This is a genomic window from Pseudoalteromonas sp. APC 3224 (genome assembly GCF_030407535.1).
GTDB lineage: Bacteria > Pseudomonadota > Gammaproteobacteria > Enterobacterales > Alteromonadaceae > Pseudoalteromonas.
The window spans coordinates 1-23,843 of the sequence record NZ_JASDDF010000023.1 but is presented as its reverse complement, the minus strand read 5'-3'; the positions used below and the strand labels follow the sequence as shown (position 1 = coordinate 23,843).

Sequence of the window (23,843 nt, the reverse complement as noted above, 5' to 3'; positions counted from 1 at the left end):
CAGGAGCGACGGTTGTGAAAAATGTATTTACATTATCTTTTAGCCTCGCATGCGCTTATTTCTTTAGTGGTTATCTAAGTAACTTTTTATTCGCCGTTAACGGTTATGCGGTTGCCTCTTGGCCTCCGGCTGGTATTGCGCTGGCAAGCTTTTTACTATGGGGGCGTCGCGCTTATGCTGGCATTTTTGCCGGTGCGGTTTTTGTTAATTTAATTCACTTAGATAACTCCGCTGATATCTTAAATTGGCAAATATTAATCCAATCCCTCGGGGTTAGTTGCGCCATATTTTTTCAGGCTTGGCTTGGTGCATTTCTTATTACCAAAGTCATTAAAGCTCCCCTTAATTTATCTTCTTTAAAACTTAGTATTCAAAGCTTGGTGATTGGTGGGCCGCTATGTTGTGTCATAGCTGCTGGAGCAGGAACTAGTCTACTTGTTTTAAATCATTTTATTAGCACATCTAATGTCATCAGTACCTTTATTACTTGGTGGATAGGTGACTCAATTGGCGTACTTGTTTTTACTCCTTTAGTACTGGCCATATTTAACTATTCGCAGTTGCGTCATCGGCTACAAGTTATTTTACCTGCGTTACTTATTTACGCCATTATCAGTATTAGTTTTTATGGCGCGGCCAGTGTAAAAAAACAAAAAGACCTTCAAAAACAAGACGCCAAAGTACTGATGACGCAAAGTGCCATTAATCAGAAGTTAGATGAAGTGGCTGCTCATCTATCTTTGTTAGGTGCATTTTTAGCAAGTAGTGATCAAGTTAGCCTCGATGAGTTTAATCATTTCACCTCTAAGCAGTTGAGCTATAGTGAAGAGATTTTAGCGTTAAATTGGGTACCAATGATTACTGCCAAGTCTATTAATGATCCTGCTGAATGGGACAAAAGTATCGTTATAAAGCAAAGAATGGCGAATGGACAGTGGCAACAAGCACCCTTTAGCAATACTTATTACCCCATAAAATACATTTATCCTATAAAGAACACGCAAGATTTGTTGGGCTTCGATTTGAGCTCTGATATAGATATTCGCGATGCCCTTAATAAAGCAAAAATTCTTAATGAGTTGGTACTGAGTAAACCATTTAAGTTAGCCCCTACAGATGATGAATTAAGCGTGCTTTTTATTTCTCCTGTATTTGGTGCTCCTGATATTGAAGGGGATTTCAAAGGATTTGTGATTGCACTCGTTAACTTAGCTAAGTTGTCGCAGGTACTTTCATTTGATAGTAGTGGCGAAGTCGCGATTAGCTTTACTGATATAAATAAAGTAGATAATAAACAGACTCTTTATAGCGTTGAGCATGACTCAATGACGTTGCTAAAAGATTATCAGTTGTTAATTGGGCATAGGTTATGGCAGGTAGAAATATACCAACCTAAGACGGAGTCAACCTGGCTTATTTATTGGTTAGCACAGATAGTGGGAATGTTATTTGTTTGGCTATTGATTATGTTTTTAATTTCAGTGGTAGCCACCAATGTTCGTATACGCGAACAAGTGGCAAAGCAAACGCTGACTTTGCGTCAGGAAAAGCAAAAAGCCGATAAAGCCAGTGAGATAAAAAGTCAGTTTTTAGCCAATATGAGCCACGAAATTCGCACCCCAATTAATGGTATTAAAGGCATGCATTACTTAGCACTGCAACAGCGGGACTGGCCACTAGCAAAATCTTACATAGAGCAAGCTGATGGTGCGGTCAGCGTATTATTGAGAGTGCTTAATGATGTGCTCGATTTTTCAAAAATGGAGGCGGGTAAACTTGAGTTAGTGCAGGAACCTGTGGAGCTAAAGTCTCTAGCAAAAGAAGTTATGAGTTTAATGCAGTTTGAGGTCAGTAATAAGCCTTTGTCACTGCAAGTTGAGGTTGATCATGATGCTCCTTTAGTTGTTAATACCGATCCTATTCGTTTAAAGCAGGTGCTGCTGAACTTATTAAATAATGCCGTTAAGTTTACTGCTAAGGGCAGTGTCACATTAAAGATTTGGCAGTCAGCAAAAATGACTTATTTTAGTGTCAATGATACGGGGATTGGAATTAGTGAGGAGGCACAAAAACAGCTATTTAACCCATTTTCTCAGGCTGATAGTTCAACCTCACGCCAGTTTGGTGGCACAGGGCTTGGTTTAAGTATTTGTAAAAAATTAGTGGAACTGATGGGAGGAGCAATTGATTTAAAAAGTAGTGAAGGTCACGGCTCTACTTTTACCTTTAGTTTACCGCTTCATTCTCCGTTACCTAAAGCACAATATTATTCAGGTAAGTTAGATAAAATAGATATAAGCAACCTATCACTGGCGAAGTATCGCTTACTACTCGTTGAAGATAACCCATTAAATCAACATGTGGCTACCGCTATTTTAGAAACCAAGCAGGGTGTTGTTGATATTGCTAATAACGGACTTGAAGCGATTAAAATGCTAAGCGATAAAAGATACGACTTAGTATTAATGGATATTCAAATGCCACAAATGGATGGCTTAAAGGCAACGAAAGTGATTCGTAATGAATTAGGGTTTTTAGATTTACCTATTATTGGCCTATCTGCTAATGCGCACGAAGAAGATGCTAAAAAAGCGATTAACGTGGGGATGGATAACTATATAACAAAACCGATTGATGCAGATGCACTGTTTAAAATGATTTGGTTTTATTTATCACGTTAACTCTTTTTATATAAAAAGCAGACATAAGACCTCCAAGCGCTATTTTAAGTATTCTACACTTGAAATATTACTGTACCTGCGTATCATTCGCGCAATTTTAATTCAACCGAGTAGCTATTATGATCAATAGAAAAATACCTTTGCTAGATATTCACCGTCATTTAGATGGTAATGTACGCGCGCAAACCATACTAGAACTTGGTCGTCAGTTTAATATCGCTTTACCAGCGGACAATGTTGAAGCACTTATTCCTCATGTTCAGGTTATTGATCCTGAGCCAAACTTAATGGCATTTTTACAAAAGCTTGATTGGGGAGTGACGGTACTAGGCGATTACGATGCCTGTAGACGTATTGCGATAGAAAACATTGAAGATGCGCAAGCGCAGGGTCTTGATTATGTAGAGCTGCGTTTTAGTCCTTATTATATGGCTCAAAGCCAAGGGTTACACCCTCAAGGCGTTGTTGAAGCAGTGGTTGATGGTATCCGAAGTGCAACAAAAGATACTGATATAAAAGCAAACTTAATTGGTATTTTGTCTCGTACATACGGAGTTAAAACCTGTCAGCACGAGTTGGACGCGTTACTTGCCTTTAAAAATGATTTGGTTGCAGTGGATTTGGCCGGTGATGAAATTGGTTATCCTGGCGAGTTGTTTGTTGATCATTTTAAGCAAGTACGTGATGCATATTTGGCTGTTACTGTGCATGCTGGTGAAGCGTTAGGTGCTCCAAGTATTTGGCAAGCATTAAACGAGCTTGGCGCAAGCAGAATAGGCCATGGTGTTAAAGCGATTGAAGATCCAAAACTAATGGATTATTTACGCGATAACCGTATTGGTATTGAATCGTGCTTAACCAGTAATATTCAAACCAGTACAGTGAATGATTTAACCAAACACCCACTTAAGCAGTTTTTAGATCATGGTATTTTAGCTTGTCTTAACACGGATGACCCAGCTGTTGAAGGCATTGAAATTGAGTACGAGTACGCAGTGGCAGCACCAAAAGCAGGTTTGTCACAAGCCGATATGGAAAAAGCGCAAGCGAATGCGCTTGAAATTGCCTATTTAAGTGACGCTGATAAAAGCGCACTTAAAGCTAAAGTCGCACAGCGTTAAGTTGCTTATATTATCCAGAGTTCAGGTTATATAATTAAAAATGCCACTGTTTACAGTGGCATTTTTTTATATGTGCGCATTACAACTAACGTAATTATTATAAAGTGCTTTTAATATATCGGCACGGCTGATCATACCTACCACTACACCGCCATCGATCACGGGGTAATTTTTAGGCTTACCAGGCTTCATTTGTTCTGCTAATTCCATAATATTGGTATCGCCGTTCACGGTTACCACATCTGTTTGCATCAACTGCGATACTTTAACCATACCATCACAAAAATAACTACTTTGCATTAAGGGTTTAAGTAATTCTTGCTCTGAGATAAAGCCAACGAGCACCTTATTATCATCAAATACCGGCGCGCCTAGTAGTTTAAATTTTTCTAGCTCTGCTATGGCAGTGGTCATTTCTGTATTAGGGGTGATATGAGGCAACTTATGTTGCATAAAATCTTTTACTTTTGTATTTAACATTTAGGTTTCTCCCGCTTAATGTTCTGTACAAAGTATGGTTTATAGATTGGATTTTAGGAAATTGTTTATGTTGATGAGCTTAATAGGTAATAACAATCACAGTGCTAGCAATTAAAACAATTAAGGCACCCTAAGGTGCCTTAAAATAATGCGCTAATGTTACTTTATAAACGCGAATGCATCTGCGTACATGTTTTCACGAGTGGCGCCATGATTTATAAAATCATCACGTACTATGCCAATCATGTCAAAACGACCTGCCATGTAAATATCGTAAGGTTCTAACGAGATGATATCGTTCATCACCGCTTTATGAACATAACCAGTGTGGCCAGTCCAGCTGTCGGTAGGATTCTCTACTACAGGAATAAATTTAAAGTTCTCACGGCTATCTGCCCATGCTTGCATTTCGGTATGTGCATATAGCGCCGACTCTTCTTTTACTCCCCAGTAAAATAGCACCGGGCGCTCACAGTTGATTTCAGCTAAATGCTCGGCCATTGACTTTGCGTAAGAAAAACCAGTACCGCCGGCGAGTAAAATAATTGGACGCTCGCACTGCAAACGCAGCTGAGAAATACCTAAACCTGCTTCAATAGTTACGGTTTGGTTCTCGTTGTGGGCACTACGAAGGTGTTCTAATGATTGCATCGCGTAAGAATCTGCATTTGATGCGCCAATGTGTAACTCTAATGCATCAGTTTGTGAGGGGCGACTCGCGATTGAAAACGCACGTTTATCTTTTTCACCTAAAACCAACTGTAAATATTGACCAGCTTCAAAAGCTACAGGCTGTTGCGGCTTTAAAATAACTTTATGAACAAATTCTGTTAGTGGGCTGATAGAAACAACTTCAGCGAGTAATGTTTGCATGTTTTACCTTAAATTAGCGGATACGCACTTTATTTGAGCAATAATAGCATATCCGCAGGGTGAGTTTATAGCCTAGAGGCCCTAGACCAAAGTCGTTAAAGAATATCTAAGCTATCCCAAAGCTCATCAACTCGATCCTTAGTGGCTTGATCCATTACAATAGGTTCGCCCCATTCTCGAGTTGTTTCACCAGGCCATTTATTTGTTGCATCCATACCCATTTTTGAACCTAGGCCAGATACGGGCGATGCAAAATCTAAATAATCAATTGGTGTGTTTTCAATTAACGTCGTGTCGCGCGCAGGGTCCATACGAGTAGTGATAGCCCAAATTACATCGTTCCAATCTCTAGCGTTAATATCATCATCACAGACAATAACAAACTTAGTGTACATAAATTGTCGTAGGAATGACCAAACCCCCATCATTACGCGCTTGGCGTGACCTGGATATTGTTTTTTCATTGTCACCACGGCCATACGGTACGAACAACCTTCTGGCGGTAAATAAAAATCGACAATTTCTGGAAATTGCTTTTGTAAGATTGGTACGAATACTTCGTTTAATGCCACCCCTAAAATCGCAGGCTCATCCGGCGGACGGCCAGTAAAAGTACTATGGTAAATAGGGTCTTTACGATGTGTAATATGAGTGACCGTCATAACTGGGAAGTCGTCGACTTCGTTGTAGTATCCTGTGTGGTCGCCATATGGACCTTCCGGCGCCATCTCTCCAGGCATAATATGCCCTTCAAGTACGATTTCTGCACTGGCTGGTACTTGTAAATCATTCGAGATTGACTTAACTACTTCAGTTTTACTACCACGTAGTAAACCTGCAAAGGCATATTCGCTTAACGTATCTGGAACGGGGGTAACAGCGCCTAAAATAGTCGCAGGATCTGCACCTAATGCCACCGAAACAGGGTAGGGCTGGCCAGGGTGTTCTTTACACCACTCTTGAAAATCAAGCGCGCCACCGCGATGAGATAACCAACGCATAATGATTTTATTTTTACCCAATAGCTGTTGACGATAAATCCCTAAATTTTGGCGCTTTTTGTGAGGTCCTTTGGTAACGGTTAAACCCCAAGTAATCAAAGGTGCAGCATCGCCAGGCCAGCAGTGCTGAATAGGAAACTTAGTTAAGTCAACGTCGTCACCTTGTAAAATAACTTGTTGGCAGGGGGCTTTTTTAACTTCTTTAGCCGGCATATTAAGTACTTGCTTGAATACCGGAATTTGTCCGAGCGCTTCTTTAATGCCTTTTGGCGGCTCAGGCTCTTTTAGAAATGCGAGTAATTTTCCAACTTCACGTAATTCACTCACATCTTCTTGGCCCATACCCATAGCTACACGCTTTGGGGTACCAAACAAGTTAGCTAAAACGGGAATGTCGTACCCTTTAGGGTTTTCAAATAATAAAGCAGGGCCTTCGGCACGCAGTGTGCGGTCAGCAATTTCGGTCATCTCAAGATACGGGTCGATTTCTTGGCTGATGCGTTTTAACTCGCCTCGTTTCTCAAGTAAATCGATAAAATCGCGCAGATCTTTGTATTTCATTGTGGGCCGTTACTTAGCAAAAAGTTAAAAGTATTATACCCAGTTCATACAAGCCAAGTCATTAGCTGCGCTTAAAACTTAAAGCGCTCTACTGCACCTTTTAGTGAGTGTGCAAGTTGGTTAACGTCTTCACTTTCGCTTGCTAGGGTCGTTGCATTGTTGGCATTTAAGGTAGCCTGCTCGGTTACCTTAGCCATTATTTGTTGAATATCGGTGCTGTTTGCCAGTTGTTCATGTGAGGCACTCGCAATCTCTTTACTCATAGCATTAACCGATACCAGCGTGCTCTTAATACGCTCAACAGCACTATTTAGTTCAGTACTGTTTTCAACGCAATGCTTAGCCTGTTGTTGCCCATCATTTATTTCAGTTTGAGTGGTTTGAGTATGCTGCTGTAGAGTGTTAATCATGGTGGTAATTTCGCTTGTAGAACTTTGTGTGCGGGCTGCAAGCGAGCGTACTTCATCGGCTACTACGGCAAAACCTCGACCATGTTCACCAGCACGTGCCGCTTCAATTGCGGCATTAAGTGCCAGTAAGTTAGTTTGCTCTGCAATACTGCTAATGGTATCGACAATGGCGCCAATTAGTTGCGTATATTGAGCTAGTTCTTCTGTACTGCTTACTGCTCTATCTAAGCGGCTTAAAAGTGCTTCAATGCTTTGGCTATTATTATTTGCAATGTCGTTAACGTCATTGGCAAATTGCGAGGCATTAGTAATTTCATTAGAGGTGCTTTGCGCTTGTTCGTGTACGGCTTGAGAACTTTGCAACATTTGCTGTGCTAATGAGGTTGCTTGTGCACTACGTTCCAGCTGTTGCTTAGCAACAATGGTCATTTGCTGGCCTTTTTCGCTGGTTTGAATAGCTGAATTATCTAGTTCGTAAGCATCGTTACTAATGGCTTTTATTAAGTGAGTTAAATCATCACAAAGCTTATTAGTGTTATGCATCAGAGTACCAAATTCATCTTTACTGCGGGGATTGCTACGCTTAGAAAAGTCACCTGAGGCTATGTGAGCAAGTTCTTTGTTTACCTTTTTAAGCGGTTTTAGCATGGCGTTAGTAGTAAAAACTGAAATAATAATCAGCAAAGCAATTAAAACAAACGCAATAATAATCACTAAACTAGAGCCGGTATTAATCGCTGACTGAGCGCTCTCTTGTAGGGAGTTAAAGCGTATGTCAGCCAGTTTATTAAGCTCAATCAGTTGACTTTCAATACTAATAAATGCCTGTTGAAAGCTTTCGAACCGCTGATCAACTTTATCTTTATTATTGAGCACAGCATTTTGCAATGCATACAGCCCATCAGGATTATTTAATAAGCTGCTTAAATCGTTAAACGCTATAATTAGCTCATTAGCGTTGAGTTTATTAGCAATTGGGGCGGCTTGTTGCTCTAAGTAGCTAAGATTAGATTTAATATTATCGAGTAAAAAAGAGGTATCTTGCTGATGATCGTTTATATTTTCTGAAGTTGTTATTTGCCCAATCCCTTTGACATTATTATTTAAAGTAAATAATAAATCATCAACACGAGTCGCAGTGCCAAATACTGCATTCAAAAGTGATTGCTGGTTGCTCTCAACGTTTATGAGCTCTATATCAAGCAAGCGGTTACTGAGTTCACGAAGCTGTTCATTAAACGTAATTGTTAGTGCTGCGGCTGAGCTTTGCGCCTTAAATCGTTGCTCTTTTGCTGCAAGCATTTGGTTGCTTATTGTATTTAGCTGGGCGAAGTCTTTGTTAATAACTGTAAGAAGTGTTTGCATACCTTGCTGCTGGGCAACTTGTGCTTTTAGTGCTTCTAATTTACTAAAAAACTGCGTTTGTTCAGCGTGTGCCTGCTTTTTATTTTCCAGCAGTAAATTAAGTTTAGTTTGGCTATAAGCAATGGCATTAAATTTAGTGATAGAAAGGAGTGATAAACGAAGGTCTTTACTGGCTTGTTGTACAGGCACTGCCAACGCTTCTATACGTGTGTTAGTGATACTAATTTGATTTAGCGACCAGTAAAAAAATATGCAGCTAGTAAGCATTAACAAGCCAATGGCTGAAAAGGCTAAAATTATTTTATGTTTTATAGCGAGAGATTGCATAACTTTATCAACAATATTAAGACTTTTGTTAGTGTAGCAAGTTTTTTAATTTGATGTTAGTTATTGGTTAATTGCTGCTACATTGGTATTTTTTGCCGTTAATTATTAGCATTGCTTGCTCTCCTTTACTCCAAAATAACACCTCTTGATTAATGTATTTACTGCCTGAAGCACTCACCTCATGATTCAATATGTAATCATGATCATAAAAGCTCAGCTTTGCTTGCTTGTTGCTAATAATATCAAGTTTTGCAGGTGCGTTATCGCAAACATAGTTATTTGTAACTGGCTGCTTATTGCATGCAGTCAAAGCTATTAGAGCAATAATAACGATAGCGTGTTTCATTGGCTGTGCCTTATTGAGTCCCTTGTTTAATTAAGAGCTTAACAAAGCTAAATTAACCGTTGGTGAAAATATAGCTTTACGTTATGTTTAAGATCTTATTTTTAGTTAGGAAATTTCATGGCTGGCACCAACCTTTTAACATTACTGGATGATATAACGACTTTGCTGGATGATATTGCGACCATGAGTAAAGTTGCGACAAAGAAAACAGCCGGAGTACTTGGTGATGATTTGGCACTTAATGCTCAGCAAGTTACTGGGGTTACTGCTGATAGGGAGCTGCCCGTTGTATGGGCTGTGGCAAAGGGGTCGTTTTTAAATAAAGCCATATTAGTCCCTGCTGCGTTATTAATTAGTGTGTGGTTGCCTTGGCTAATTACTCCACTTTTAATGATAGGTGGCTTATTTTTATGTTTTGAAGGCGCAGAAAAAATATTTTTATCTCATCATGCAGAAGCGACAGAAGGTGCTGAAAATTTAGACCTGGCAGAGTATGAAAAACAAAAAGTTAAAGGCGCCATTCGTACTGATTTTATTCTTTCCGCCGAAATTATTGTTATTACATTAGGCACGGTCGCAGGGGCGACATTAATGAACCAGGCGCTGGTATTGAGTGTGATTGCCATCATTATGACAATTGGTGTTTATGGACTGGTAGCAGGGATTGTAAAGCTTGATGATGCGGGCTTATATTTACTTAATCAATCCAAACTCTCCGCAAGTAAGTTTAGAGAATTACTCGGTAAAGCCTTATTAGCTGCAGCCCCACGGTTAATGCAGTTTTTAGCCTTTGCGGGCACAGTGGCAATGTTTTTAGTGGGTGGTGGAATTTTAGTACACGCAATTGAGCTTTTGCATCATACCCAAGTGGATGTAACTCATTATGCGCAGTCGGTTGCTGGTAGCACAGGAGAAATACTAGCCCCTTTAGTATTTGACGGACTGTTAGGAATAGGTGCTGGTTTGGTTCTTGTGATTGCGCATGTCGCTTATACTAAGTTATTTAAAGCAAATAAGTAGCGGTGGTAACGCTACTTTATTTTATTCGCACTGAGTTGTTTTGCATAGTTGCTCAAGTTCGTATTTAGCTTTGCTATTACCTTGAGCAATGGCTTTTTTATACCAATAAATCGCTTGCTGAATGTTCTTTTTTGTACCTTGTCCATCACGATACATTTGAGCAAGATTTAGTTGACCCCATTGTGAGCCTGAGTTTGCTGCTAGGTTAAAGCTTTCAAGCGCTTCGTTATATTGCTTATCTTTATAGTAAATAATCCCTTGCTGATTATTCTCATCGAGCTTTAAGCCTTTATAAAGAGGTTTAGGTTTAGGTGGAAACATCACAAACCCGCCATAAAGTGAATATGCTTGTGGGCGTAGCACGTCAAATATAATGTCATCTTCGTATAAACGTTTTATTTCATTACGAGGCAGAGTAATAGTTTGAGAAGAAAAGTAATCTCTTTGTACTAATAAACTTGCACGCATCGCTGTGGTAATGGCACTAGTGCGCTTATAGCTGTAATTACTCACCTGAAACGTTATAAATTGCTCATCAAAGCTGAGTACTTGCGCAACTTTTAAATTAGTGAGTGTCCATGGTTCGTGAGTGAACTTATCGGCTTTAACTAAATAGGTATCATAAGCTTTTGGGGAGGTTAAATAGCTTTGTTTTAGTGCTTCAGTGTTGAGGTGCTTTTGATAAAAAAATAACGCCCCCCATAGTAATAAAATTAATCCAATACAGTATTTTGGTAGGCTAAGTTTTTCAAACAGAGGTAACGTCTTAATGTTGATAGCCTCACTATGTCCGCATTGATAGCACTCGCGTTTATAGCTTAACTTGATCGGAAATATAGGAAAAATGGTAAAGCGTAAAAAGCGACTTTGATTAACTAAGTGATAGCTGTTGTTGTTGCAGTCGGGGCAGCACTGAACGTGTGTAAAATGAGGGAATGACTGACTAGTATTGAAAAGCAACATAATAAGGCTCCTTGTTAATTTACAACTTTAGAGCAAGTGATAAATTAGTAAAGCAGCAAACTGTAAGTAATTATGTCATATAGGATTAGTTTATATAGCCCATACTTTTTAATATGGGCTTTGTAGAGAATCAGCTTAGAAGCTAAATTGTGCAGCTAAACGCACACTTGTGCCTTCACCTACGGTAACGTTATTTAAACCGCCACCGGCTAGGTAGTTTTTATCGAATAAGTTCTCAATATTTAAACGTAAGTTAATATCGTTGTTATTTAAGTTAAGCTTGTAGGTTGCGCCAATATCAACACGAGTATAACCCTCTTTTGTTACGGTGTTAGCGTTATCAGCAAAACGCTCTCCTTCGTAGAACGCACCTGCATTAAAAGCAACAGCGTCATTGAGTTCATAACGTGTCCATAAAGAGGCAGACCATTTTGGAGCATCAGTAGGGCGTTTGCCCTCTAATTTTTCATCACGCTCATAGTTAGCATCTAAATACATGGTTGATGCCATAACAAATAAACGGTCAGTTGCAGCGCCCTGAGCTGCAAGCTCAAAACCTTTATGGCGTTGCTCACCTGCCTGTGTGGTGATGCTGGTTATATCACCGATAGGGTTAATAAGATCTTCGCTCACTAAGGTACCTGTTTTGCTAATATCAAATAAGGCACCGCCAAGCATTAATCGGTCATCAAACAGTTGCCATTTCACCCCAATTTCCTTTTGCTCAGAGGTAATAGCATCGAGCTTCATACCGTTATTAACATCTTTATCATTTACTAATGTTTCGTTTTGCGGCTCAAATCCTTCTGAGTAACTTGCATAAACAGTTGCAGAGGCATTTGGATGGTAAAGTACACCAACTTTAGGTACGAACGATTCGTTATTGCTGTTTTCTTTACTTTGTTTATCGTAACGACCACCCAGTGATAGTTGCCATTCTGGTGAGAATGAAATTAAATCTTGGATATAAACCCCGTAGTAGTCGTAAGCAGATGAGCTAATTGTGTCGTCCGTTTTGTAGCTTATATTAGGACGTTCAGGTTCGTTTTGCCCAGCCGTGTAATCGAAATGATATGATGTGTTTTTACGATCTTCAGGCACTTTTAATTGGCCATAATAATAATCAAGCGAGTTAGCACCAATTAAAAGTTGATGCTGAATACCAGCTGTTGCAAATTCACCAATAAAGTCGACAAAGGCGGTTTTAAACTGCCAGTCATCAAAGCGATCGTAAGGTTTTGAGGTGTAGCTATCACCTTCGATAAAGTTACTTGGTCTACTTGGCGCTGATTCAAAGCGCTGGCGTTCAAATGTTTGCTCGTTGTAGCCTAAATTTACTTGCCAGTTATCGGTTAAAAATACTTTGAAATCAATACCCATGTTTTCAACAGTAATATCGGTAAAGGCCCATGACATATCACGAATTGTTTTGTCATCGCCAATAATGTTGGCATCATTATCTATCCAAGCGCCAGTATCTAAGCCTGCTTCGTCATCAGTGCGATCATAATGTACACGTACTAGGGCATTATCGCTAATATCGTAATCAACCACTAAGGCACCTAAAAAGCGATCGCGTTCGCGGTTATCACCATTTTGGTATTCTCGCCAGTATTCAACATCTTGTTTTACTAATACACCACGGGCACGTAAATCTTCAGCCTCGGTGAGTGCGCCGCCAGCATCAAGCATAAAGCGAGTTGAACCATGTTGGTCAACATCGGCACTGGCACTAAATAGCGTTTGTGCAGTTGGCTTTTTAGTTACCATGTTAACTAGGCCACCGGGGCCTGATTGCCCATACAAAATACTTGAAGGGCCTTTAATAACTTCTACTTGCTCTAAAATTTCGATGGGTTGTTGGTAATGAGACCAATGCTGGTGGCCATCACGCAGGTAGCCGGTTGATGAGCTTAATTGAAAACCACGTAAGTTAAATACTTCTCTGTTTCGTTGTTTAGACCCTGCAGTTAAACTAGCATCATTGGTCAATACTTCACCAAGAGTGGTTGCTAGTTGCTCATTAACGATTGTGTCAGTGATTACGGTAACTGACTGTGCGGTATCGAGTAATGAGGTTGAGGTTCTCATTGCCCCACTGGCATTATCTACTTTGTAGTCGTTGAAGTAGCTACCTTTAACTTCAATGCGCTCTATATTTGCGGTGTTCGCAAATACATTTGCAGAGGTACAGGCTAAAAGTGCAATAAAAAGAGGGTTAAGTTTCATTAGTGGCTTCCGGCTTAGAATTATTAGAGTAGTAAAACGCCGCAGATCTTAATGAAAACAACTATCATTTGCAATATCTTTATTGCAACTTTTAATCGTACGTTGCTAATGGTTGCTAATTGTTAATTCTGCTATTATTAGCCGCATATTAATTGAGACTTTTCTCAAGTTATTTTTTGCTATGGAATTTATTGTGACTGCAACTGCTTTTTCATCGTTGGCCTTACCTTCAGGGTTAGTTGATAATTTATCAACGCTTGGCTACACCCAAATGACGCCTGTACAGGCGCAAAGCCTACCGCCTGTTTTAAGTGGCAAAGATATTATTGCCCAAGCCAAAACAGGCTCAGGTAAAACAGCGGCATTTAGTTTAGGCGTTTTAGCCAAGCTAAATGTAAAACGCTTTCGTATTCAGTCGCTAGTATTATGCCCAACTCGTGAGCTTGCAGAGCAAGTGGCGGTTGAGATGCGTAAACTAGCGCGTGGTATTCATAACATTAAGATTTTAACTTTGTGTGGTGGGGTTTCAATTGGGCCGCAAATTGGTTCACTCGAACATGGTGCACATATTATTGTGGGTACACCGGGGCGAGTTGACGATCATATTCGCAAAGGTACATTGCGTTTAGATGATGTTGAAACTCTGGTACTTGATGAAGCCGACCAAATGCTTGATATGGGTTTTCAAGACACCCTAGATGCCATAATTGATCGCATTCCAACCAATCGTCAAACGTTGTTATTTAGTGCTACTTTTCCAAAATCAATTGAAGCTATTGCTAAGCGTGTACTTAGTAATCCAGAAATGATTAAAGTAGAAGAGCAGCAAGAAAAAAGCACGATTAAGCAATACTTCTACAAAATGGATAATAATAAACAGCGTTATCCAACGCTTAAGCTGTTACTTCTTAAATTTACCCCGCAAAGCTGTGTGGTTTTTTGTAATACCAAGGTTGAAACGCAGCAAGTATGTGATGATTTAGCCGATGAAGGCTTTAGTGCGGTGGCACTGCATGGTGATTTAGAGCAGCGTGACCGTGAGCGTACACTGATTCATTTTGCGAATAAGAGTGCGTCTATTTTAGTGGCTACCGATGTAGCTGCACGAGGCTTAGATATTGATGACATGGACATGGTGATTAACTATCACTTAGCTCACGATCCACAAACTCATGTACATCGTGTTGGCCGTACAGGGCGAGCAGGTAAAAAAGGGATTGCGTGTTCTATTTATGGTGAGGCAGAGCAATTTAAAGTGGCTCAAATTGGCGACCACTACGAGCGTGACTTTACTCCTGAGCCAATGCCATCTTATAACCTACTAGATAAGCCGCCATACAAACCTGGAATGGTGACGCTGATGATAGATGCAGGCAAAAAGCAAAAAGTGCGCGCGGGTGATATTTTAGGCGCATTAACCGGAAAAGACGGTGTTGCTGGGCGCCAAGTTGGTAAAATCAACGTACTTGATAACGTGGCATTTGTTGCGGTAGAGCGTAACTCATCTAAACCAGCGTTACGCAAATTAACCGAAGGTAATATTAAAGGACGTAAAATTCGTGCTCGTCGGCTAACGCGTTAACTCTCGATCTAATCTGAGCAACTCGCCTTGAGTTGCTCATATTCTATTTTTAGTTGTTTAAACACCTCATTGTCACCCCCTTGTTTATCTGGATGATGCTGCACTGCAAGTTGTCGCCAACGTTTTTGTAATTCTTTTAGTGTGACTGGCGATGTTAATTGCCAACGCACCAGCAGTTGTTGTTGCTGCTCATTACTCAGTGGAATTTCGCGATAAGTAGGCCTACTAAATTGCTGCCAAAAGCTATCTAATAACGCCTTGACTTCATCCGTAGATGTTTCAAAATTTTGCCAGTTTAAATAATAGTCGCGTAGTGGATCGTTAGGGTGTAGTTGGTTATAACTGGAACTGTTTACAAGTTCAATATGTAAGCTTTTAACGACTAATTGTTGTTTCGGCATTAATTGCTGTTGTAGTTGATAAAGCGCATTCATAATTAAAAAATTGCGCTTAAATAGGTCGCGCTCAGGCTCGGCAGCTAAAGTATCAAGAAACCCACGTTGTTTTAACTCAGATGCTAAAGTATGAACCATCCACACTTTTTTATTGATTAATAGTTCAAAAATCTCATCTATCAGAGGGTTAAGCATTGTTTACAATCTATTAATTAGTGTATCTTGGATAAATTATCATATACCCAAATAACATTAAACCCCAAGGAGTGGGCGTGAGTGCCTGTTTTGAATTGGTCTAAATTAGATGTTTATACTTGGTTTGGGTGTCGTTTTGTTATGGCTAGCAAGGATTTAAGGATATTTTTATGCTGACTCAGTTAAAGCGCATCTGCTTTATTGGCTTTTTGGCTGTTTTAAGTAGTGCATCAAATGACGCTTTATCAAATGAGCAGCCAAGTTTGTTTGAGCAGTTTAACCTTGAACAAGCATGGCCTGAAAAGCATCGCCTTGCAACCGATATCTTATCGAACCCTGATGTTCCAAATTTACAACGCATTACTATTTATAGCGATTTAGCTGAGCTGGCTTTTGCGCAAAGTGATTTAGCCAATGCACTAAAATATTTTAAATTGCTAGAGACCAGTAGTACGTTAAAAGATCAGCCTAAACTTTTCTTTCGTGCGATTAAAATGCAAGGAGTTGTGCTTTATTATCAAGGGTTAGTGCAACAAGCGGTCGTTGATTATAGCCGCGCGTTAAACATCGCAATTGCGCTTAAAAGTCCGATAAAGCAGGCTAATTTACTTAGTAATATCGGGCTTGCTTATTTTGATATGTATAACATGGAGCTAGCTCTTGATTATTATCAACAAGCCAAAGTAATTTATGAAAAAGAGGGAAGCGCACAAGATAAGGCCGATATATTACATAATATTGCCGGTATTTATATTCGTCTCTCTCGATATGAGTCAGCTCTTGAGATGTACCGTGAGGTTTTAAAAGTTTTTCAAGAACTTGGCGATGAAGACGGTGTTGCCCAAGCATACGGTAATATGGGAGTAGCTTACACAGAATCGAGACAGTACCAATTAGCACTGCATTATAATCAGTTGGCCTTACGTTACTATCAAAGCGTTAATAATGCGTTTCAACTTTCTACTAAGCATACAAATTTAGCCACCATCAACCTTAAGCTAAATAAATTTGATGTTGCCTTTTATCACGCTAATGCGGGCCAACAATTTGCAATAGAGGCAGATAATAAGTCTTTACTGGCGGCAGCGTTACATGTGTTGTCAATTGTTCAATTTGTACAAGGTGATACGCAAAGTGCCAAACAAACCTCAGAGCACTCAATTACCCTTGCCAAAGAGTACAATAATGGCATGCGTATTAAAGATGGCTTAGGAATTGAAGCACTAATAAATGCGAGCTTAGGGGATTATGAAAAAGCGCTAAATTTACACCAACAGTACGTTGATTATCAGCGTAGTGTGAATACCGAAGAAGCCTCAAAAGCGGTCAGTCAATTTCAAATCCAGTTTGAATCGAATCAGCTAAACCAAGAAATTAAACAATTAAAACAACAACAATACTTACAAGAATTGCAAATAGCTAAACGTTCACAGTTAACGTTTTTGTTGGTGATTGTTGCCATATTAATTTTAATTACGGTAATTGCTGTTTATAAGCGCCGAACAGAAAAGCAAGCTAAGTTAAAGTTAAGCGAACAAGTTGAACAGCGTACCAAAGAGCTACAAAGTGTGGCACAGGAGCTGCGTGAAGCAAACGAGGTGAAAAGCCAGTTTTTAGCGAATATAAGCCATGAAATAAGAACACCGTTAACTGCTATTTTGGCACAAACTGATGATCTTATTAATGATCTATACAAGCCGGAACAGTTACAAGATGAGCTTAGAGTAATACAACGTCAAAGTGAGCATTTAAAAAGCTTGATTAATGATGTGTTGGACTTAAGTAAGATAGAGGCAAACCGGTTAGAACTTAATATTAGTTGTTTTGATGTGGTGCAGCTTATCAACGATATTCACGCTATGTTTTCTCCTCAAACTAAAGCGAAAGGTTTATCGTTAGTTTTAGACTGCCAGTTAGAAAAATCCTATTTTACGCGATTAGATTTAATGCGAGTAAAACAAATTCTTATTAATTTATGTGCTAATGCCATTAAGTTTACTCATAAAGGACAAGTAACTATTGGTGTTAGTAAAACCGAGCAAGGGTTACTCTTTTCGATTAAAGACACTGGGATTGGTATGAGCTCATCCCAACTTAAACTTATTTTTGAGTGTTTTAGCCAAGCCGATAACAGTATTAGTCGACGTTTTGGTGGCACAGGACTAGGTTTGAGCTTGTCGCAGCAATTGGCGGCGATGATGGGTGGCTATATAAGTGTGCAGAGTGAGTTTAAAAAAGGCAGTGAGTTTTCATTTTATTTGCCCTGTATACAAGTTGAAGAGCAAGTTTGCCATGACGATCAGCAAGCAAAGTCAGATGAGCGACATAGATTATTATCGGGTAAAGTGGTTCTTGCTGAAGATCACAGTGATAACCGCAAACTGATCAGTCGTTATTTACATTCTCTTGGGCTGGAAGTGATTGCCGTTGAAAACGGTGAGCAAGCAGTAGAACAAAGTTTAAAGCTATACCCAGATTTAGTACTGTTAGATATTCAAATGCCTGTTATGGATGGTATTTCTGCGTTTGAACTACTCAAGCAATGTGGTTATGAACAGCCTATTTTAGCATTAACGGCCAATGCCATGAGCCACGAAATTGACCATTACCTATCACTCGGGTTTAGTGACTATTTAGCAAAGCCAATCGATAAAGAGTCTTTTTATACTGTGCTAGCAAAATACTTAAGTGCTGCAAATACAGAGGTATCAACTGAACAGATTCATGTTGATATGAGTGATTTAGTAACGAGCTTTCAACAAAGTTTAGCCGAAGAAAGCGAGCTTATTAAGCTACACTTTAAAGATGCTGATTATCAGGCGCTGCAAAAAGATAGCCATCGAGTGTTAGGGGCGGCACAAATGTTCGAGTTTAAAGACATAGCCTTAGCGGCAAAAGCGCTAGACAATGAATTACTTCAGCCACAAATAAATACGCAAAGGCTAACAACATTAGTGAATAACTTACAGGCACTGTTTAAAAAGTACGAATAAATTAACTTAACCTGAACTCCGGATAATAAATCCATCTCAAGCAGCTATTTTCAGCGCTAACTGCGTTGAATTTATTTGCAATAGGCGAGCTATTGACGCGTAATTTCGCCTTGTTTTCACTAAAAATCTCTAGCTAGAGAAAAATAAGCACAAATATTTTTTTTGATTCAATATGTTAGTAAATCTCTTAACCAGAGTTCAGGTTAATCTACTCTAAAAACAAAAAAGACACCATTTGGTGTCTTTTTTATTTAAAAACGTTGATTTAACTAGAGTTTAGCTTACTTACGTTTCATCGAATCAAAAAACTCATCGTTGGTTTTACTCATCGATAGTTTATCAATTAAAAATTCCATGGCGTCAATTTCTGACATGTCATGTACTATTTTACGTAAAATCCACAGCTTTTGTAGTTCATCTGGCTTAGTGAGTAACTCTTCACGGCGTGTACCAGAGCGATTAAAGTCGATAGCTGGGAATACACGTTTTTCCGCAATTTTACGGTTAAGGTGTAGTTCCATGTTACCTGTACCTTTAAACTCTTCGTAGATAACTTCATCCATTTTAGAGCCGGTATCAATAAGCGCCGTTGCAATAATTGTTAAGCTACCGCCTTCTTCAACATTACGTGCAGCACCAAAGAAACGCTTAGGTTTATGTAGCGCATTAGCATCTACACCACCGGTTAGTACTTTACCTGATGATGGAATAACCGTGTTATATGCACGTGCTAAACGGGTGATTGAATCAAGCAAGATAACCACATCTTTTTTATGCTCAACTAAGCGCTTTGCTTTTTCGATAACCATTTCCGCAACTTGCACGTGGCGAGAAGCTGGCTCATCGAATGTTGATGCAATAACTTCACCTTTTACTAGGCGTTGCATCTCAGTAACTTCTTCCGGGCGCTCATCAATAAGTAAAACCATTAATGTAACGTCAGGGTGATTATGTGTGATTGATTGCGCAATATTTTGTAGCAACATTGTTTTACCCGCTTTTGGCGGTGCTACTAATAATCCACGTTGGCCGCGGCCAATTGGTGATGCCAAATCAAGAACTCGTGCGGTAATATCTTCTTTACTGCCGTTACCGCGTTCCATACGAAAACGTTCGTTTGCATGAAGTGGGGTTAGGTTTTCAAAAAGGATTTTAGTGCGAGAGTTTTCAGGTTTATCAAAGTTAACTTCGTTTACTTTTAGCAGAGCAAAGTAACGCTCACCGTCTTTTGGTGGACGAATAAGACCTGAAATAGAGTCGCCAGTACGCATACTAAAGCGGCGAATTTGGCTCGGAGATACATAAATATCATCTGGGCCTGCTAAGTAAGAAGCTTCTGATGATCTTAAAAAGCCAAAACCATCTTGCAAAATTTCTAAAACACCACCACCGAAGATATTCTCTCCGCCTTTGGCGTGTGATTTAAGAATTGCAAAAATGATATCTTGCTTTCTCAAGCGGGCTACGTTTTCGAGCCCCATGGACTCAGCTTGGTTTACAAGCTCTTTTATAGACTTGTCTTTTAATTCGCGTAAATGCATATTGGTGGGTTCTTTATTACAGTTGTCATACTCAAAATCGCTTATTAGATCGTTGAGTGAGGTTTGTTGAATATAACTAAGGATTAGTTGGCTTTATAAACTAGCAGGTCATTACAGCAGCGTCCAGTACTTCTGCAAAATAAATTATAAAAAAGGGCTGAGAGCCCTTTTTTTAATTAACACTTATTAGATGTTATTTTCTAAAAACTCAACTAATTGTGTTTTTGATAGTGCGCCTACTTTCGTTGCAGCTACTTGACCATCTTTGAAAAGTAGTAGTGTAGGGATACCACGAATACCAAACTTTGGTGGTGTACCCGCGTTTTGGTCAATGTTTAATTTAGTGATAGTTACACGGCCATCAAACTCATCAGCAACTTCGCTTAGAATTGGGGCGATCATCTTACACGGTCCGCACCATTCTGCCCAAAAGTCTACTAGTACAGGTTTGTCTGATTGTAATACGTCAGCTTCAAAGCTATCGTCGGTAATTTGGATTATTTTCTCGCTCATTGCGCTCTCCGGTTTAGTTAGGCGAAATATTTAGTGCGTATTTAAACACTCTTGTTTCTTATTGCAAGTTTAAACGTTATGCTTAAACGCTATGACTAAGACACATTTGACCGATAAAAAGTTTTCAGACTTTGCTATTGCACCGGAAGTGGTTGCCGGGTTAACCGAAAGTGGGTTTGAATATTGCACACCCATTCAAGCTAAATGCCTACCTTTTATTTGTGAAGGGCGCGATATTGCGGGCCAAGCACAAACAGGTACTGGCAAAACGTTGGCATTTTTAACTGCCACGTGCCACCGGTTATTACAATCTAGCAAAGCACCTAGTAAACATCCAAGAGCCCTGATCATGGCCCCAACTCGGGAGCTTGCGATTCAGATACACAAAGATGCAAAAATTTTAGCGCCGCACTGTAATCTTAACTTAGGTTTAGTATATGGTGGCGAAGATTACGAAAAACAACGTGCACAACTAGAAAAAGGCGTTGATATTTTAATTGGCACCACAGGTCGCCTAATCGATTTATATAAGCAAGGCTGTTACACCCTTAATGAAATTGAGGTAGTCGTGCTAGATGAAGCCGATCGTATGTTCGATTTGGGTTTTATTAAAGATATTCGTTATATGTTCCGTCGTATGCCAGATACGTCAGAGCGTTTAAACTTATTATTCTCTGCTACGCTATCGTACCGTGTACAAGAGCTTGCATTTGAACACATGACCAACCCTGAGCATGTGCAAATAGAGCCCGATGTAAAAACAGGTAAACGTATTAAAGAAGAGCTATTTCATCCTTCACAAGAAGATAAAATTAAGCTGTTGTTAACCTTGATTGAAGAAGAATGGCCTGAGAAAGCCATTGTTTTTGCAAATACTAAGCATAGCTGTGAAACCGTATATGCATGGTTAAAAGCAGACGGACATCGCGTGGGCATGCTCACCGGTGATGTAAACCAAAAGAAACGCCAGTCAATACTCGCGCAATTTAGTAAAGGCGAGCTAGACTTTTTAGTGGCTACCGATGTTGCTGCACGTGGTTTGCATATTCCAGAAGTAAGTCATGTATTTAACTTTGACTTACCTGACGATTGCGAAGATTACGTTCACCGCATTGGTCGTACAGCTCGAGCAGGCGCTTCAGGTCATGCAATTAGTTTTGCATGTGAGCAATATGCTTATAACCTTCATGAAATTGAAGAATACATTGAGCACAGCATTCCATTATCACATTACGATAAAAGTGCATTGCTAGATGATTTAACGAAGCCGACTATTCATAGAAAACGTAATTTTTCTACTGGTCCACGTAATCGTAGTAATAACAACGGACGTCGCCCAAATAATGGTTACCAAAAAGGACGGTCTTAACCGACCGTTAGTTTGATTGTATTTGTAACTAGAGGTTTTTGAACGGTGGGGCAACTTAAACCGCAAAAAAATGTATATGCAGTCATTGATTTAGGCTCAAATAGCTTTCATATGCTTATTGCTAAATCAATGGCGGGCGGCCTGCAAACTATAGGGCGCGTGAAACGTAAAGTAAGACTCGCAGCTGGGCTTGATGATAATAATTTATTGAGCTTAGAGGCTATGCAACGAGGCTGGGAGTGTTTGGCCTTGTTTGCAGAGCGGTTGCAAGATATTCCCACGCAGAACATCACCATTGTTGCCACTGCAACACTTCGCTTAGCAACCAACGCCGACGACTTTAAACTACGTGCTGAAGAAATATTAGGGCATAAAGTGAATGTTATTAGTGGCGAGCTAGAAGCGCGAACTATTTATAAAGGGGTTGCGCATACCTCTTCATGTACTGGCAAGCAGCTGGTTATTGATATTGGTGGAGCGAGTACTGAGGTTGTTATTGGCCAAGGTTTTGAAGCGCGTCACTATAAAAGCCTTAATATTGGCTGCGTGACTTTTCTCGAACGCTACTTTAAAGATTGCCAATTAAATGAAGCAAACTTTAATGCTGCGATAAAAGCAGCACGAAATGTTATTGATGAAATAGCACCTGAATATAAAACGGCTGGTTGGCAACTTGCCTCTGGTGCGTCAGGTACTGTGCAAGCTATTCAAGAAATTATGGTGGCACAAAATTTAAATGAAATGCTCACCCTTGAAAAGCTATACACCATCAAACAACAATCCATAGCCTATAAAACAATAGCTGAACTCGACTTGCCTGGGTTAAGTGAAGAGCGACGGTTAGTGTTTGTATCTGGGCTGGCTATTTTAATTGCACTATTTGAGTCTCTTGAAATAGAACAAATGGGGTTAGCGGGTGGTGCTCTTCGTGAAGGTGTTTTATATAGCATGCTACCGGAGCTTCATAATACCGACATTCGTCAACGCACTATTGATGGTTTTATGAATCGTTATCATGTTGATCAAAAGCAAGCATCTCGAGTTTCAAGTTTAGCATTACTGCTAGCTAATGAAGTCAGTCAGTATTGGCCGGTTGCAGCGCAAAGTGGATTGCCGCTTTTAAATGCCGTCGCGCAGCTGCATGAAATAGGTTTATTAATAGAGTATAAGCAGTACCATAAACACACCGCTTATATTTTAGAAAATACCGACATGCCTGGTTTTTCGCAATCAGAGCATAAAGTAATTGTTGCTATAGCACATAGCCATCGCTCAGACCTTCAAAAAGGATGCTTAGATCATTTAGGTGCACATAGTAGTGTTGCTGCGTATATTGTTCGACTATTACGTATTGCTGTTATTTTATCGATGCGCCGACAAGATGACGTGTTGCCAAACTTCAAGATAACAGCTGAGAATGAAGAGTTAGCGATTCAATTTGAAAATAATTGGTTAAAAAAGCATCCGCTGATGGCAAGTGAACTAAATCAAGAGATTAAATATCAGAAAAAATGCGGTTGGAAACTTAAAGTTAGCTAGTTAAACCTACTTTTCCGTAGTTTTTAGTGGTTAAAATGAGCGTTTAGGCTAAATATCCAGCGAACAGTCATTTATTTCAAGTTTTATTCAAAAAAGGGTTGATCTGTTTTCGGATCTCCCTATAATGCGACCCCACTGAGACGGCAGAGCGCAACGCATAGCGAGGCACGAGCTACTCAGTGAGTCGAGTAAAACTTAGTTCTGAAAACTTTTAAGTTTAACAAAATTAAGTGTTGACAAAAAAATAGGAAAGCGTAATATGCGCAGCCCTAGCGAGATAAAGTTTAACGCTTTAATCGCAACGTTCTTTAACAATATAAAGCAATCATCTGTGTGGGC

Annotated in this window: 17 protein-coding genes; 7 read left to right on the top strand and 10 right to left on the bottom strand. The window is 39.6% G+C overall.

The features are described 5' to 3' along the window. The first annotated feature begins 14 nt into the window (after nt 1-14). On the top strand, nt 15-2,681 hold the full coding sequence (locus tag QL989_RS11720) for an ATP-binding protein (RefSeq protein ID WP_290170604.1): 2,667 nt from the start codon (nt 15-17) through the stop codon (nt 2,679-2,681). Nucleotides 2,682-2,800: 119 nt separating this feature from the next. Then, the gene (gene add, locus QL989_RS11715; protein WP_008109049.1) at nt 2,801-3,802 is read left to right on the top strand and encodes an adenosine deaminase; all 1,002 of its coding nucleotides are present in this window, start codon (nt 2,801-2,803) and stop codon (nt 3,800-3,802) included. A gap of 66 nt (nt 3,803-3,868) precedes the next feature. Here add and QL989_RS11710 read toward each other — a convergent pair whose 3' ends face one another. The 5 genes from QL989_RS11710 to QL989_RS11690 form a co-directional block, all read right to left on the bottom strand. Then, a complete protein-coding gene (locus QL989_RS11710; RefSeq protein WP_055013101.1) occupies nt 3,869-4,282 on the bottom strand; it encodes a CBS domain-containing protein in 414 nt (137 codons plus the stop codon). A gap of 159 nt (nt 4,283-4,441) precedes the next feature. Then, a complete protein-coding gene (gene fre, locus QL989_RS11705; RefSeq protein ID WP_290170603.1) occupies nt 4,442-5,155 on the bottom strand; it encodes an NAD(P)H-flavin reductase in 714 nt (237 codons plus the stop codon). A 95-nt stretch (nt 5,156-5,250) separates the two neighbouring features. Continuing rightward, nucleotides 5,251-6,717 carry a 4-hydroxy-3-polyprenylbenzoate decarboxylase gene (gene ubiD / locus QL989_RS11700; RefSeq protein ID WP_010392659.1) on the bottom strand — a complete coding sequence of 489 codons (1,467 nt, stop codon included), beginning with the start codon at nt 6,715-6,717 and terminating at the stop codon, nt 5,251-5,253. A 71-nt stretch (nt 6,718-6,788) separates the two neighbouring features. After that, entirely contained in the window at nt 6,789-8,819 is a 2,031-nt protein-coding gene (locus QL989_RS11695) for a methyl-accepting chemotaxis protein (RefSeq protein WP_290170602.1), read from the bottom strand. A 67-nt stretch (nt 8,820-8,886) separates the two neighbouring features. Next, nucleotides 8,887-9,165 (bottom strand): MliC family protein, encoded by a 279-nt coding sequence (locus tag QL989_RS11690; RefSeq protein WP_010392663.1) that lies wholly within the window; start codon nt 9,163-9,165, stop codon nt 8,887-8,889. A 117-nt stretch (nt 9,166-9,282) separates the two neighbouring features. Between QL989_RS11690 and QL989_RS11685 the strand changes: the two genes are divergently transcribed. Beyond that, nucleotides 9,283-10,185, top strand: coding sequence for a DUF808 domain-containing protein (locus QL989_RS11685; protein WP_010392664.1), 903 nt, complete (start codon nt 9,283-9,285; stop codon nt 10,183-10,185). A gap of 21 nt (nt 10,186-10,206) precedes the next feature. Here QL989_RS11685 and QL989_RS11680 read toward each other — a convergent pair whose 3' ends face one another. Both QL989_RS11680 and QL989_RS11675 read right to left on the bottom strand, forming a co-directional pair. Further along, nucleotides 10,207-11,148 carry a tetratricopeptide repeat protein gene (locus QL989_RS11680; protein ID WP_010392665.1) on the bottom strand — a complete coding sequence of 314 codons (942 nt, stop codon included), beginning with the start codon at nt 11,146-11,148 and terminating at the stop codon, nt 10,207-10,209. A gap of 135 nt (nt 11,149-11,283) precedes the next feature. Further along, nucleotides 11,284-13,377, bottom strand: a complete 2,094-nt coding sequence (locus QL989_RS11675) for a TonB-dependent siderophore receptor (protein ID WP_290170601.1) — start codon at nt 13,375-13,377, stop codon at nt 11,284-11,286. Nucleotides 13,378-13,570: 193 nt separating this feature from the next. On the opposite strand from QL989_RS11675, the gene dbpA reads away from it, so the two are divergent. Continuing rightward, complete coding sequence (gene dbpA, locus QL989_RS11670; RefSeq protein ID WP_290170600.1) at nt 13,571-14,959, top strand: ATP-dependent RNA helicase DbpA; 1,389 nt, start codon at nt 13,571-13,573, stop codon at nt 14,957-14,959. Between the two features lie 8 nt (nt 14,960-14,967). On the opposite strand, the gene QL989_RS11665 is transcribed toward dbpA, so the two are convergent. Beyond that, entirely contained in the window at nt 14,968-15,549 is a 582-nt protein-coding gene (locus QL989_RS11665) for a DNA-J related domain-containing protein (RefSeq protein ID WP_054202865.1), read from the bottom strand. Between the two features lie 170 nt (nt 15,550-15,719). Here QL989_RS11665 and QL989_RS11660 point away from each other — a divergent pair, with 170 nt between their 5' ends. Beyond that, nucleotides 15,720-18,542: a tetratricopeptide repeat protein gene (locus tag QL989_RS11660; protein WP_290170599.1), complete on the top strand. Its 2,823-nt coding sequence runs from the start codon at nt 15,720-15,722 to the stop codon at nt 18,540-18,542. A 281-nt stretch (nt 18,543-18,823) separates the two neighbouring features. Here QL989_RS11660 and rho read toward each other — a convergent pair whose 3' ends face one another. Both rho and trxA read right to left on the bottom strand, forming a co-directional pair. Beyond that, on the bottom strand, nt 18,824-20,083 hold the full coding sequence (gene rho, locus QL989_RS11655; protein ID WP_010392671.1) for a transcription termination factor Rho: 1,260 nt from the start codon (nt 20,081-20,083) through the stop codon (nt 18,824-18,826). 186 nt (nt 20,084-20,269) lie between these two features. Beyond that, nucleotides 20,270-20,596, bottom strand: a complete 327-nt coding sequence (gene trxA, locus QL989_RS11650; protein ID WP_008109071.1) for a thioredoxin TrxA — start codon at nt 20,594-20,596, stop codon at nt 20,270-20,272. 91 nt (nt 20,597-20,687) lie between these two features. Between trxA and rhlB the strand changes: the two genes are divergently transcribed. Together rhlB and gppA are read left to right on the top strand one after the other, a co-directional pair. Continuing rightward, complete coding sequence (gene rhlB / locus QL989_RS11645) at nt 20,688-21,965, top strand: ATP-dependent RNA helicase RhlB (RefSeq protein WP_138605404.1); 1,278 nt, start codon at nt 20,688-20,690, stop codon at nt 21,963-21,965. Between the two features lie 45 nt (nt 21,966-22,010). Beyond that, nucleotides 22,011-23,504 (top strand): guanosine-5'-triphosphate,3'-diphosphate diphosphatase, encoded by a 1,494-nt coding sequence (gppA, locus tag QL989_RS11640; protein WP_178954558.1) that lies wholly within the window; start codon nt 22,011-22,013, stop codon nt 23,502-23,504. Nucleotides 23,505-23,843 lie beyond the last annotated feature (339 nt).